Consider the following 12833-nt stretch of genomic DNA (forward strand, 5'->3'; position numbering starts at 1 on the left):
GCGGCTCTCCTTGGGGTGGGTGGGTGGTTACGCGGCGGGCGGCGGGGGCCAGGTGATCCAGGACTCGGGGACGTCCTCGTGGAGCCGGCGGACGTCCCGGGGCGCCGGCACGTGCCGGTGCAGCAGCTCGCCCGCGACGAGGCGGGCCACGGCGATCGCGCCGGGCGGGTTGAAGTGGGTGTTGTCCTGCTCGGTCGCCGTCCAGTTGAAGTACTTCTTGGTCTCCTCGACGCCGAGCCGCTGCCACAGCGCGAGCGACAGGGCCTCGATGTCGAGCAGCGGGACGTGCTCCTCCTCGGCGAGGGCGCGCATCGCCGCCGGGTAGTCGCCGTGGGTCGGCAGGGCGTTGCCGCCCGCGTCGAACCTCCTGCGCTCGACGGGGGTGGCGAGCACCGGCCGCGCGCCGTGCGCCCGGGCGCCCGCCAGGTAGCGGCGCAGGTGGTCCTGGTAGGTGGTCCAGGGTTCGGTGTAGCGGGTCGGGTCGTCGGCCTTCTCGTCGTTGTGCCCGAACTGGACGAGAAGGAGATCGCCGGGCCGGGTCACGGCGAGGATGGCGTCGAGCCGCCCCTCGTCGATGAAACTCTTCGAACTGCGCCCGTTGACGGCGTGGTTGGCGACGACCAGCCCCTCCCGCAGGAAGAAGGGCAGCGCCATGCCCCACCCGGTCTCGGGGGCTGCGTCGGCGTACTTCTGAGCGGCGGTGGAGTCGCCGGCGATGTAGAGGGTGCGGCGACGGCCTGCGGCGACGGCGGGACCGGTGGCCGCGAGGGCGAGGGGAACGGCGGCAAGGGCCGCCGCGGAGACTTGTCTGCGCGTAAGAGACACAAGGGTGCCTTTCCAACAGGGGCTGAGAAGTGTTCCCTCGGCGCGCGGGGAACTGCGCGACCGTCCGCGACCGAACGGCAGTCCCCCACGACACCGACCACCCGAGCCGTCAGTGGTTCTTCTTCCACTCGGCCTGCGCCTTGTTCAGCCGGTCGGCCAACGTGTCGAGAAACGCCTTCACGGTCGTCTTCCCGAGCAGCACCTTCTGGAAGTTCGCCTCGTTGTCGGCCTTGGAGATGGTGTTCCAGTCGGGCAGGTAGTACGGCAGTTGCACGATCTTCGTGCTGGAGCCGTTCAACGCCTCGGCCGCCAGCTTCGTGGGCTCGGCCTTCTGGATCCAGGCGTCCTTCGCCGCGTCCACGTTCGCCGGCACCTGCCCCGCCGACTCGTTGAACTTCGAGTTCTCCTCGTGCGAGACGGCGAACTCGATGAACTTCCAGGCCGCCGCCTTGTTCTTGCTGGACTTGAACACGCTCAGCCCGTCGACCGGGTTGGACACCTGCACCCGGGAGCCGTCGTCCAGCGTCGGGTTCGGAAGGCCGCGGAACTTGTCCGCCCCCAGGGCCTTCAGATGGTCCTGGTAGGACCCGAGGTTGTGGCTCAGCATTCCGATGGTGCCGCTGTCCCACTGGGCGACCATCTTGGTGAAGTCGTTGTTGACGTCGGCGGTCGGGGTGTCCTTCTTGTACAGCGCCACGTACTTCTCGAGGGCCGCCACGTTCTTCGGGTCGTTGACGGTGGTCCTGTCGCCGTTCCAGAACGAGGTGATGCCGGTCTGGCTGTACATCGCGTCCAGGGCCGGCGCGATGGAGCCCTTGCCGCCGCGGATGGTGAAGCCGAACTCGTTCTTGCCCTTGTCGGTCAGCTTGTCCGCGGCCTCGTAGAACTTGGCCCAGGTGGTGGGCGCGTCGAGGCCCGCCTTCTTGAACAGGTCGGTCCTGTACCACAGGGTTCCGTTGTTGGCGGAGGTCGGAATCTGGTAGAGCTGATCGCCGCCGCCCGCCGCCTTGCTGCTGTCCAGCAGGTTCTGGCTCAGCTTGCCGTTCAGCGGGCTCTTCTTCAGGCGGCTGTCCAGCGGCTCCAGCGCGCCCTGCGCGGCGACCTCGGCGAGTATCGCGGTTCCCACGCCTCCGACATCGGGCAGGCCGCCGCCCTGGATGGCGGTGTCGTACTTGGACTGGGCGCTCGCGGCCGGGATGCCGACGTAGTCGACCTTGATGTCCGGGTTCTTCTTCTCGAAGTCGGCGATGACCTGCTTCCAGATGTCGGTGCGCACACCGCCGTTGTTGTCCCAGAAGGTGATCTCGCCCTTGCCGGAACCCTCGTCGCCCTTGTTCCCCGCGGCGCCGCTGCCGTCGTCGCCGCACGCGGTGGCGGTGAGGGCGAGCGCGGAACCCAGGGCGACGGCCAGCGCGGCACGCCTGCTTCTGCGGTTGGTGATCTTCATTGATCGGCTCTCTTCTTGCTCGATCCAACGGGATACGGAGGTCAGGACGGGCTGATGCGGAAGTTCGCCGGACTCAGCTCGGTCACCACCGTGCCCGCGAGAGCGGTGACCGGGTGCAGGTAGGGGCGCGGCGAGAGCCGGGCGGGCGGTTCGGGGCGGGTGACGTAACGGCCGACCGGGCGGCCCGCGACCCGCAGGACCGGTGAGTCGCTGTTCGTCATCGGGTGCTCACCTCTTCCGGGAACCGGGCCGGAAGCGCCCAGGGCGTGCCCAGCTCGGAGAAGAGGGCGAGGGTGTCGGCGGCGGCCGCGACCAGCCCGTCGACGCCCGGTACGACACGGCGGTCCTCGCCGGGGACCCGGTGCCAGGCGCCGTGCGGCAGCGGCGCCGGGTCGGGGGCCTGCCGGACGGCCTCCACGACCTTCATGAAGGCGCCGGTGGTGTCCGGGGTGACCAGCAGGTCGGTGCCGTCGGTGAGGTGCCGTACGAGGTTCTCCAGCAGGTCCGTCCTGCCGTACTCGAACTCCTCCGGGCCGTGGCCGGCCCGCTGGAGCAGCACCCGGTCCTGCTTGTACCAGAAGGTGATCCGGCCGCTGCCGCCGTGCACCAGGACGTAGGGCTCGTCGGGGCGTTCGGCGCACAGGGTCGCGGCGACGGTGACCGGGCGGTCCTGGGCGGTGCTGATCCGGACGCAGGAGGTGTCGTCGGACTCGATGGCGTTGGCCCGCCACAGCTCGGTCTCGACCCCGGTGACGTCCTCGGCGCGGGTGGAGCCGCTCAGGGCCAGGGCGGTGGCCACGGCGTGCGCGAGCGGGTTGGTGAGCGCGCCGTCGACGACGTCGACACCGTCCAGTCGGCGCCTGCCGGCCCAGCGGGCGCGCCGGTAGTACGCCTCGTCGCGCGCCCAGGCACCGGCCCCGCCGACGCCGACGACCTCCCCGATCGCCCCTCGTGCGATCAGCTCCCGGATCGCGGGCACGGCGTGCGAGCCCAGCGACTGGAAGCCGATCTGGCAGGCGACACCGGCCCGGGCGACCGCGTCGGCGATACGGCGGAACTCGGCGAACGAGGGGGCCGGCGGCTTCTCCAGCAGCAGGTGGACGCCGTTCGCGGCGGCCGTCAGGGCCAGGTCCGCGTGGGTCGGGATCGGTGTGGAGACGACGGCGATCCGGGCCCCGGTGGCCTGAAGGAGCGCACCGAAGTCGGTGGACTGCCGTGGTGAGCCCAGCCCCCGGGGGATCTCGTCCTCGCTCAGCGGTGTGAGCTCGCAGATGCCCACGAGCCGTACGAGCCCCCGGCGCTGGAGCCGGCGGATGTTCTCCAGGTGCCGGCGGCCGTGTCCGCGGGCCCCGGCGAGTACGACGGGCAGTGCGGTGGTCGCCGTGGGACGCCCCCCGCGGACCGCCTCCGGGCCGGCGGTGCCCCTCATCCCTTCACCGCCCCGGCGCTGAAGCCAGTGATCAGCCACTTCTGGATGAAGGCGAACACGATCACGACGGGCACGGCGGCGACGATTCCGCCCGCGGCGAGCGCCCCGAGGTCGACGCTGTCCGCGCTCATCAGGGTGTTCAGACCGACCGGGATGGTCTGCTTGCTCTGGTCGGACAGGAACATCAGGGCGAACAGGAAGTGGTTCCAGGCGTGCACGAAGGCGAAGGAACCCACGGCGATGAGACCGGGCCGCAGCAGCGGCAGGACGACGATCCGGAAGGCGGCGAAGCGGTTGCAGCCGTCCACCCAGGCGGCCTCCTCCAGCGAGGGCGGCACGTTCCTGATGAATCCGGCGATCAGGATCATCGACAGCGGAAGCTGGAACACGGTCTCGGCGATGATGACGCTGCCCAGCGAGTTGATCATCCGCAGGTTGGCGAAGATCTGGAAGAGCGGGACCAGCAGCAGGGCGCCCGGTACGAACTGCGAGCACAGCAGGGCGAGCATGAAGGCCCGCTTGATCCGGAAGTCGAACCGGGCGAGCGCGTAGCCGCCGGCGAGCGCCACCACCGTCGTCATCACGAGGGTCGCCACGCCGACGAGCACGCTGTTCAGGAAGTAGGTGCCGAAGGACCGCTCCGTCCAGACCTTCTCGAAGTGGTCGAAGGTGACCGGCCAGGGAACCAGCGAGCTCGAGCCGGCCGGGCGCAGGGCGAAGAGCAGGATCCAGTAGAACGGGACGAGCGTGAACAGCAGGTAGATCGACAGGGGCAGGTAGATCTGCCAGCGCGGGACCTCGTCCCAGGCGCGGCGCCTGCCCTTGGTCCGGGCCGGCTCGGACACCACGCGCTCCGGTGCGGGCGCGATCTCGGTGATCACTTCTCCTCACCTCCGAACTTGCTCAGCCGCAGATAGACCATCGAGAAGAAGAGCAGGATCACGAACGCCACCGTGGTCAGCGCCGAGGCGTAGCCGAAGTTGTGGGCGTCGACGCTGGTGTTGGCGATGTAGAGCGGGAGCGTGGTGGTCTCGCCGGCCGGGCCGCCGCCGGTGAGCGTGTAGAGCAGGTCGACGTTGTTGAACTCCCACACCGCGCGCAGCAGTGTGGACAGCACGATGGCGTCCTTCAGATGGGGCAGCGTGATGTGCCAGAACTGCTTGAAGCGGCTCGCCCCGTCGACCTCGGCGGCCTCGTACAGGTCCTTCGAGACGGACTGGAGGTCGGCGAGGATGAGGATCGCGAAGAAGGGGACGCCGCGCCACAGGTCGGCGACGACCGCCGCCGGGAAGACGGTCGAGGTGTCCGACAGCCAACTGGTGCCGTAGGAGCCGATGCCCAGGTCGGCGAGGTAACGGGTGATGCCGGTCTGGGAGTTGTAGAGCAGCACCCAGATCGCGGAGGTCAGCACGCCGGAGACGGCCCACGGGGAGAACACCAGCGCCCGGCCGAGCGCCCGGCCGACGAACGTCTGGTTGACGATGAGGGCGAGGGCGAGACCGAACAGCAGTTGCAGCCCGACCTCGACGACGACCCATTTGACGCTGAAGGTCAGGGTGTCCCAGAACTGCGGGTCCTTGGTGAAGGCCTGGACGAAGTTGTCGAAGCCCGCGTAGCCGTTCCGCCACGGCTTGGTGGGGTTGTAGTTCTGCAGGCTGTAGTAGAAGACGCTGAGGACCGGGTAGGCGATGAAGCCCAGCATCAGCAGGGCCGCCGGGGCGATCAGCAGGTACGGGAGCCTGCGCGGCGTGGCGGAGGCACGGCGCCGCCCGGGTGGCGCGGGCGGTTTCGCCACGGCTGCGGCTTGGGCCATGACTGTTCTCCGTTCGCAAGGGGAGGGGACCGCCTGAAGGGCGTCCGTGAGGGGGCGGTGGTCGGGCGACGGGCGGGCGTGTACCGGCAGTACAGAAAGCGCTTGCTCGATACACGTGGTTGAAGCGCTTCGACAGGGGATGTGGGGTGCTGCGTTCAGCGGCCCGGGCCTGCGGTGGTGCGTGCGCAGGCCCGGGGGGTCCTGCGGTGCGTCAGCCGGCGTACGGGTCGGGGACCTGGCCGGGCCGGGCCAGGAACTCGAAGTCGCAGCCGGTGTCGGCCTGGGTGATCTGGGAGTTGTAGAGCACGCCGTAGCCGCGCTCGTACCGGGCGGGCGGCGGGGTCCACTCCGCCCTGCGGCGCCTGAGCTCCTCGTCGTCCACGTTGAGCTGGAGCGTGCGGGCCTCGACGTCGAGGGTGATGCTGTCCCCGGTGCGCACCAGGGCGAGCGGTCCGCCGAGGTACGACTCGGGTGCCACGTGCAGCACGCACGCGCCGTAACTCGTGCCGCTCATCCGGGCGTCGGAGATCCGCACCATGTCCCGCACGCCCTGCTTGAGCAGGTGGTCCGGGATGGGCAGCATCCCGTACTCGGGCATTCCGGGGCCGCCCTTGGGGCCCGCGTTGCGCAGCACCAGCACGCTGTCGGCGGTGATGCCGAGGGCCGGGTCGTTGATGGTGCGCTGCATGGTCCGGTAGTCGTCGAAGACGACCGCGGGCCCGGTGTGCTTGAGCAGGTGCGGCTCGGCGGCGATGTGCTTGATGACGGCGCCGTCCGGGCAGAGGTTGCCGCGCAGGACGGCGACCCCGCCCTCGCGCGCGACCGGGTTGTCGCGGGGCCGGATGACGTCGTCGTCGTGGACCTGCGCGCCCGCGATCTGCTCGCGCAGGGTGTCGTACGACACCGTCGGCCGGTCCAGGTGCAGCAGGTCCGGGATCCGGGAGAGGAACCCGGGCAGGCCGCCCGCGAAGTGGAAGTCCTCCATCAGGTACCGCTCGCCGCCCGGCCGGACGTTGGCCAGTACGGGGACCGTGCGCGCCAGGCGGTCGAAGTCGTCGAGCGTGAGCTTCACGCCCGCCCGGCCCGCCATGGCGATCAGGTGGATGACGGCGTTGGTGGAACCGCCGAGCCCGAGCACCGTGGTGACGGCGTCCTCGAACGCGTCACGGGTGAGGATGTCGGACAGCTTGCGGTCCCGGTGGACGAGTTCGACGATCCTCAGGCCCGCCGCGGCGGCCATCCGGTCGTGCCCGGAGTCGACGGCGGGGATGCTGGAGGCGCCGGGGACCGTCACACCGAGCGCTTCGGCGGCGGCCGTCAGCGTGGACGCCGTACCCATCGTCATGCAGTGTCCGGGCGACCGGGCGAGGCCGCTCTCCAGTTCGGACATCTCGCAGTCGCCGATGAGGCCGGCGCGCTTGTCGTCCCAGTACTTCCACATGTCGGTGCCGGAGCCGAGGACCTCGCCGCGCCAGTGGCCCGGGAGCATCGGCCCCGCGGGCACGAAGACCGTGGGCAGGTCGACACTCGCGGCGCCCATGAGCAGCGCGGGCGTGGACTTGTCGCAGCCGCCCATCAGCACGGCCCCGTCGACCGGGTAGGACCGCAGCAGTTCCTCGGTCTCCATCGACAGCAGGTTGCGGTAGAGCATCGGGGTCGGCTTCTGGAAGGTCTCGCTGAGCGTGGCGACCGGGAACTCCAGCGGGAAGCCGCCCGCCTGCCACACGCCGCGCTTCACGGCCTGCGCACGATCCCTTAGATGCACATGACAAGGGTTGATGTCGGACCAGGTGTTCAGGATGGCGATGACGGGCTTGCCCAGGTGCTCCTCGGGCAGATAGCCGAGCTGGCGGGTGCGGGCCCGGTGGCTGAAGGAGCGCAGCCCGTCGGTGCCGTACCACTGGTGGCTTCTGAGCTGTTCCGGCTTCTTCATACGGCCCACCCGGCGGCTATGGCGGCGACCTCCGCGCGTTTCTCCTCGGGCAGCGCCCTGCTCGGCGGGCGCACGTCCCGGCGGCACAGGCCGAGGGAGGCGAGGGCCTCCTTGACGACGGTGACGTTGTCGGCGGAGCCGTTCGCGGCGCGGAGTTCCTCGAACCGGCGGATCTGTTCCCAGACCTTCATGGCGGCCGGGTAGTCGCCCGATCGAAGCGCTTCAATCATGTTCAGCGAGACGGACGGGGCGACGTTCACGAGCCCCGAGGTGAAGCCCGTGGCACCCGCGGAGAAGTAGGAGGGGGCGTACGGCTCGGCGAGACCCGCCACCCACACGAACCGGTCCAGGCCGGCGTCCCGGGCGAAGGCCGCGAACCGGGCGGCGTCCGGGACGGCGTACTTGACCCCGATGACGTTCGGGCAGTGGTCGGCGAGCTCGGCGAGCCGGGCGCCGGGAAGCTGGGCGTTGCGGATGTAGGGAACGACGCCCAGTTCGGGTACGGCCTCGGCGACGGCCCGGTGGTAGTCGACCCAGCCGGCGGCGGAGACGTAGGGGTGGACGGGCTGGTGCACCATCACCATTCCGGCACCACGCTCGCGGGCGTGCCGGGCGGAGGCGACGGCGGTCGGCACGTCGTGCCCCACCCCGACCAGGATCGCGGCCCGGCCCCCCGCCTCCTCGACGGTCAGCTCGGTGACCAGGCGCCGCTCCTCGGGGGTGAGGGCGTAGAACTCGCCGGTGTTGCCGCCCGGGGTCAGGGTCCTCACCCCGCCGTCGAGCAGGCGACGCAGCAGGACCCGGTGCGCTTCCCGGTCGATGGTGCCGTCCTCGGCGAAGGGGGTCACCGGGATCGCCACCACGTCGGCCAGGGCCGCCCGCTGGGTCTCGAACGACGTTGTCATGCCCGACCGTCCTCTCCCCGGGCCGTCGGCTCCGCCGCCTCCGTCGCGGGGAAGGCCCGTCGCACGAACGACGCGATGTGGGCGCGGAGGGCGCCCGCCGCCCCGTCGGCGTCGCCTTCGAGGGCGAGCCGCAGGATCTCCCGGTGCTCGGCGGCCTCCCGCTCCCAGGAGGGGTCGGCGGCCCAGGCGACGGCCGAGACGAGGGCGGCCTGGTCGCGGACCTCGTCGAGCATCCGGCCGAGCAGCGGGTTGCCGCACGGCAGATAGAGGGCGCGGTGGAACTCCCGGTTGGCCAGGGAGCGTTCGGCGGTGTCGTGCGCCTCGTCGGCCCGGGTCAGCGCGTCGCGCGCGGCGTCCAGGGAGGCCCCGCGCCGCACCGAGCGCCGCAGGGCCTCCGGCTCCAGGAGCAGCCGGACGTCGTAGACCTCGCGCGCCATGTCCGCGTCCACCATGCGCACCGTGACGCCCTTGTACTGGCTCATCACGACGAGCCCGGTCCCGGCCAGGGTCTTGAGCGCCTCGCGCACGGGGGTCTTCGACACCCCGAACTGTGCGGCGAGTTCGGTCTCGACCAGGGCCTGACCGGGCGTCAGCTGCCCGGTGAGGATGCGGTGTTTGATCCCTTCCAGCACGTACTGCGTGCGGGAGGGAATCGGCGTGGGCACAGAGGTCATGCGCGCCTCTCGGGTGTCGCGTATGGGGTGTCGCGTATCTGATCTCGCGTACGGCGTCTCATATATGACGTACGAAGTACGACGGGTCGAAGGTAAGAGCGGTCCTGTGTTTCGTCAATGCTTCTGACAAAGGGAGTTGCGCCGACGTGTGGGTGACGCGCGGTCACTCACCGCGTGACGCTCCATGGGGCACGACTGACAACGCACCACGATTTCCGTCCACCACGGTCCCCGGCCCTCACTTTTCTAAGGCATCTGCCCGATCCCGCCCCCGTGTCCTTAGAGCCACGATGACCGGACATGACGACGACATGGACGGCGGCGCGCGTGCTGCGCGACCGCGATGCGGGGCTCTGTCTGGCCGGGGTGGTGGTGTCCGGCTTCGGCACGTCGGCGCTGTGGCTGGCGTCCGGGGTGTGGGTCAAGGACCTCACCGGCTCGGACGGCCTGGCCGCGCTGTGCCTCCTCGCCCTGTGGGCGCCGGTCCTGGCCGGCCCGGTCCTGGGCACGCTTGCCGACCGCGTCCGCCGCAAGCCGCTGCTGATCGCCACGAATCTCGGCCTCGCGGCCCTCCTGCTGACGCTCTTCACCGTCCGTTCCCAGGGCGGGCTGTGGCTGCTGTACGCGGTCCTGTTCGTGTACGGGGCGGCCGGGATCGTGCACGACGCGGCCGAGTCGGCTCTCGTCGCCGCCGCCGTCGACGGTTCGCTGCTCGGCGACTTCAACGGACTGAGGATGACGGCCACGGAGGGCATGAAGCTCGTCGCCCCGCTGGCCGGCGCGGGGATCTACGCGGCGTACGGGGGCCCCTGCGTGGCGTTCCTGGACGCCGTCACGTTCATACTCGCAACCGGTCTGTACGCGCTGCTGCGGGTCCGCGAGGACGGACCGGAGCCGCCCACCGCCGGGTGGCGCGCCCGGACCGTCGAGGGCGCGCGTCATCTGTGGCGGCACGAGCGGCTGCGGCCGCTGGTCCTGGCGAGCGGGAGCACCATGCTGTTCGCCGGGCTCAACGGCGCGATGATCTACGCGGTCGTGGACGGCCTCGGCCGCTCCCCCGCGTACGCCGGGGTGCTCTTCGCCGTCCAGGGCACCGGTTCGGTGCTGATCGGCACGGTCTCGGGCCCCGCCCTGCGCCGCCTGGGGGAACGCCGGTTCGCGGCCTGTGGCATCGCCCTGTTCGCCGCCGGTGTGGCGCTCAGGGTGATCTCGTCCGACCCGGTGACGCTGGCGTGCAGCGCGGCCATCGGTGCGGGACTGCCGTGTGTCCTGATCGCGGCGTTCACCGCGGTGCAGCGGGAGACACCGGGTCCGCTGCTGGGCCGTGCGGCCGCCACGGCGAACACGCTGCTGTTCGGCCCCAACGCGGTCGGGCTGGCCGTCGGGGCGGGGCTCGTCGAACTGGTCGGCCACCGGCCGGTGCTGGTGGCGCTCGGCCTGGTCGCGCCGGTGGCGGTGGTGCCGCTGCTTCAGAGCCCCGCAAGCGCGTCCGATACGGCGTCGAGGTCGTCGTCGGACGCCAACCCGGCGTGATACAGCCGCAGTTCGGTCGCGCCCAGCTCGGCGGCGCCCCGGGCGTCCCGCGCGAGTGTCCCCGGGCTGCCGCCCATGCCGGAGACCACGGTGAAGTTGGCGGCGAGGACGGCACCCGACCGGTGCTGTTCCGCGAACGGGGTCAGCAGCCCGGCGCCGCCCGTGCAGGGCACCACCACACCGTCCGCCACGGACAGGACGTGCGCCGGGTCGACGCCCGCGTTGGCGCCGCAGTGGTAGGAGACCGGGTCCGCGTGCAGCAGCACCTGGAAGCCGTCGGGTGCCGCCGCCCGGACCGCCGCCACGGCCTCCTCCTGGAGCGTGCGGGCGGTGGTGTCGCGCCACGCGCGCGTGGCCGCCGCTCGCGTGTCGCCGAGGAGCTTCTCCACGCCCGCCCAGCCCCCGTCACCGGGCGCCCCGCGCCACACCGGCTCCAGTGCGGCCCGTACCGCCGCCGCCAGTTCCCCGGCATCCAGTCCGTGCCGCCCGTAGCCCTCGCGGCAACTCGGGCAGAAGCACAGTGACATCAGGTACTGCGCGGCGTCCCCGAACGGCACACCGCCGATCTTGTCGTGGGCGTGCAGGTGCGCCAGTCCGTACCAACCGAGCGACTCCAGTTCCGCGCCGCGCGCGCCGGGTCGTACGGCCGCCTCGGCCGCCAGGTCGACCAGGTACGCGCGCGTGGCGGGCTGCGCGATGCACGGCGCCCAGGGGTAGCGGTCGCCGTAGGCGTTGACCACCGAGGTGGCGGGATGCTCCTCACCGAGGCGGGTGTTGTGCGCCAGCACCACCCAGGTGTGCACCTCGAGCCCGGCGGCGGTGAGCGCGCGGGCCGCCTCGCCGAACGCGTCGCCCGGGGCCCAGTCGCCGGCCGGGTGGGGGCGCAGGATGCGGCCCTCCCAGCGTGCGTCCGTCGGGTAGAGCACGGCCGCGTGCCGGGCGGTCACGATGCGGTGGCGCGGATGCCGGGGGGTGAGGGCGCGTGTGGAGTGGTACGCGGAGGCGAGGGTCACCTGCCGGACGCCCAGCGCGGCGATGCGGGCCGGGGCCTCGGGGTCGCCGTTGACGTCCCAGGGGTAGACGAACGCCGAGGCTTTCACATGCCCTCCTCGAGCAGCGCGTTGCCGCGGTCGATCAGCTCGGCGAGCTGTTTGACGTGGTCCCCGGACGGCTCGTGCAGCGGTGGCCGGACCTCGCCGACGTCGAGGCCGCGCAGCCGGACGCCCGCCTTGACGAGGGACACGGCGTAGCCGCGCCCGCGTGCGCGCAACTCGACGAACGGGCGGTAGAAGCCGTCCAGGAGCCGGTTCACGGTGGCGTCGTCGCCGGAGGCGAGCGCCCGGTGGAAGGCGAGGGCGATCTCGGGGACGAAGCAGAACACGGCGGAGGAGTACAGCGTGACGCCGATGCCGCGGTAGGCGAGCTGGGTCAGCTCGGCGGTCGGCAGCCCGTTGAAGTAGAGGAAGTCGCCGGGGACCTCGCTGCGCACGGCGCTGACGACACGCTGCATCAGGTCCAGGTCGCCGAGCCCGTCCTTGAGGCCCACGACGCCGTCCGTGCGGGCGAGTTCGACCACCGTCCCGGGCGTGAACACCGCGTTGTCGCGCTGGTAGACGACGGTCGGCAGCGAGGTCGCGGCGGCCAGCTCCCGGTAGTGCCGCAGCAGGCCCTCCTGGCCGGCGAGGACCAGGTAGGGCGGCATGGCGAGCAGCCCGTCGGCGCCGGCGTCCTCCGCCAGCCGCGCGTAGCGCACGGCGAGGGCGGTCCCGTATCCGGCGCCCGCGACGACCGGAACCCGTCCGTCCGCGGCCTCGACGGCCACCCGCACGCAGGCCTGGAACTCCTCGGGCGTCAGCGCGTGGAACTCGCCCGTGCCGCAGCACGCGAACACGGCGGCGGCGCCCGCCTCCACCCCCGTGCGCACATGGGCGCGGTAGACGTCGAGGGCGAGGGAGCCGTCGGGCTCGTAGGCGGTGACGGGGAAGAACAGCGGCCCGCTGGGGATGCTGAGTCGAGCGGCGAGAGGGGCTGACGTCACGGGCTCTCCCTTGAACAGGCGCTCCTGCGCGGACCGGCGGGCGCTCCGGGGTGGGTCACAACCCGGACGAGTGCACGTTTATGATCCGCGTCCATATCTCTGAACGAATCCACGCTATGGGGCCACGTCAGGGCGGGTCAAGCGCACAATCGGGCAAGTCAAGGGCGGATTCCCTACTTCCGCGCCAGACTTGACGGGCCCGGCCGACGCTCCCTAGCGTGTCCACGAATGTGAAT

11 protein-coding genes and 1 pseudogene are annotated in these 12833 nt (G+C 71.4%); 1 reads left to right on the forward strand and 11 read right to left on the reverse strand.

Annotated elements, in window-relative coordinates; genetic code table 11:
- Positions 1-27: 27 nt before the first annotated feature.
- The 9 genes and pseudogenes from ACZ4SW_RS04530 to ACZ4SW_RS04570 form a co-directional block, all read right to left on the reverse strand.
- Positions 28-825, reverse strand: coding sequence for a rhamnogalacturonan acetylesterase (locus ACZ4SW_RS04530; RefSeq protein ID WP_468237839.1), 798 nt, complete (start codon positions 823-825; stop codon positions 28-30).
- Between the two features lie 109 nt (positions 826-934).
- Positions 935-2272 carry an ABC transporter substrate-binding protein gene (locus ACZ4SW_RS04535; RefSeq protein WP_468237841.1) on the reverse strand — a complete coding sequence of 446 codons (1338 nt, stop codon included), beginning with the start codon at positions 2270-2272 and terminating at the stop codon, positions 935-937.
- 62 nt (positions 2273-2334) lie between these two features.
- Positions 2335-2493 (reverse strand): annotated as a pseudogene (locus ACZ4SW_RS04540) (DUF6807 family protein); the annotation flags it as partial.
- On the reverse strand, positions 2490-3701 hold the full coding sequence (locus tag ACZ4SW_RS04545; protein WP_468237843.1) for a Gfo/Idh/MocA family protein: 1212 nt from the start codon (positions 3699-3701) through the stop codon (positions 2490-2492). The gene ACZ4SW_RS04545 and the pseudogene ACZ4SW_RS04540, both read right to left, overlap by 4 nt.
- On the reverse strand, positions 3698-4570 hold the full coding sequence (locus ACZ4SW_RS04550; protein ID WP_468238500.1) for a carbohydrate ABC transporter permease: 873 nt from the start codon (positions 4568-4570) through the stop codon (positions 3698-3700). The genes ACZ4SW_RS04545 and ACZ4SW_RS04550 overlap by 4 nt, the downstream gene beginning before the upstream one ends.
- A gap of 8 nt (positions 4571-4578) precedes the next feature.
- On the reverse strand, positions 4579-5514 hold the full coding sequence (locus tag ACZ4SW_RS04555) for a carbohydrate ABC transporter permease (RefSeq protein ID WP_468237846.1): 936 nt from the start codon (positions 5512-5514) through the stop codon (positions 4579-4581).
- A gap of 211 nt (positions 5515-5725) precedes the next feature.
- Positions 5726-7447 (reverse strand): L-arabinonate dehydratase, encoded by a 1722-nt coding sequence (araD, locus tag ACZ4SW_RS04560; protein WP_468237849.1) that lies wholly within the window; start codon positions 7445-7447, stop codon positions 5726-5728.
- A complete protein-coding gene (locus ACZ4SW_RS04565) occupies positions 7444-8352 on the reverse strand; it encodes a dihydrodipicolinate synthase family protein (RefSeq protein WP_468237852.1) in 909 nt (302 codons plus the stop codon). Before ACZ4SW_RS04565 ends, araD begins: the two co-directional genes overlap by 4 nt.
- Positions 8349-9026: a GntR family transcriptional regulator gene (locus ACZ4SW_RS04570; protein ID WP_468237854.1), complete on the reverse strand. Its 678-nt coding sequence runs from the start codon at positions 9024-9026 to the stop codon at positions 8349-8351. Before ACZ4SW_RS04570 ends, ACZ4SW_RS04565 begins: the two co-directional genes overlap by 4 nt.
- A gap of 300 nt (positions 9027-9326) precedes the next feature.
- Between ACZ4SW_RS04570 and ACZ4SW_RS04575 the strand changes: the two genes are divergently transcribed.
- Positions 9327-10559 (forward strand): MFS transporter, encoded by a 1233-nt coding sequence (locus ACZ4SW_RS04575; protein WP_468237857.1) that lies wholly within the window; start codon positions 9327-9329, stop codon positions 10557-10559.
- On the opposite strand, the gene ACZ4SW_RS04580 is transcribed toward ACZ4SW_RS04575, so the two are convergent.
- Positions 10496-11659 (reverse strand): hypothetical protein, encoded by a 1164-nt coding sequence (locus tag ACZ4SW_RS04580; protein ID WP_468237859.1) that lies wholly within the window; start codon positions 11657-11659, stop codon positions 10496-10498. The two genes, ACZ4SW_RS04575 and ACZ4SW_RS04580, sit on opposite strands and share 64 nt — an antisense overlap.
- Positions 11656-12597: a 5-dehydro-4-deoxyglucarate dehydratase gene (locus ACZ4SW_RS04585; protein ID WP_468237861.1), complete on the reverse strand. Its 942-nt coding sequence runs from the start codon at positions 12595-12597 to the stop codon at positions 11656-11658. Before ACZ4SW_RS04585 ends, ACZ4SW_RS04580 begins: the two co-directional genes overlap by 4 nt.
- Positions 12598-12833: the final 236 nt, after the last annotated feature.

The organism is Streptomyces sp. NPDC028331, from assembly GCF_055565775.1.

Excerpts from the sequence above, each read along its gene's own strand:
- ACZ4SW_RS04565 (WP_468237852.1), bottom strand. The coding sequence starts at position 8,352 with ATGACAACGTCGTTCGAGACCCAGCGGGCGGCCCTGGCCGACGTGGTG.
- ACZ4SW_RS04545 (WP_468237843.1), bottom strand. The coding sequence starts at position 3,701 with ATGAGGGGCACCGCCGGCCCGGAGGCGGTCCGCGGGGGGCGTCCCACG.
- ACZ4SW_RS04555 (WP_468237846.1), bottom strand. The coding sequence starts at position 5,514 with ATGGCCCAAGCCGCAGCCGTGGCGAAACCGCCCGCGCCACCCGGGCGG.
- araD (WP_468237849.1), bottom strand. The coding sequence starts at position 7,447 with ATGAAGAAGCCGGAACAGCTCAGAAGCCACCAGTGGTACGGCACCGAC.
- ACZ4SW_RS04575 (WP_468237857.1), top strand. The coding sequence starts at position 9,327 with ATGACGACGACATGGACGGCGGCGCGCGTGCTGCGCGACCGCGATGCG.
- ACZ4SW_RS04535 (WP_468237841.1), bottom strand. The coding sequence starts at position 2,272 with ATGAAGATCACCAACCGCAGAAGCAGGCGTGCCGCGCTGGCCGTCGCC.
- ACZ4SW_RS04570 (WP_468237854.1), bottom strand. The coding sequence starts at position 9,026 with ATGACCTCTGTGCCCACGCCGATTCCCTCCCGCACGCAGTACGTGCTG.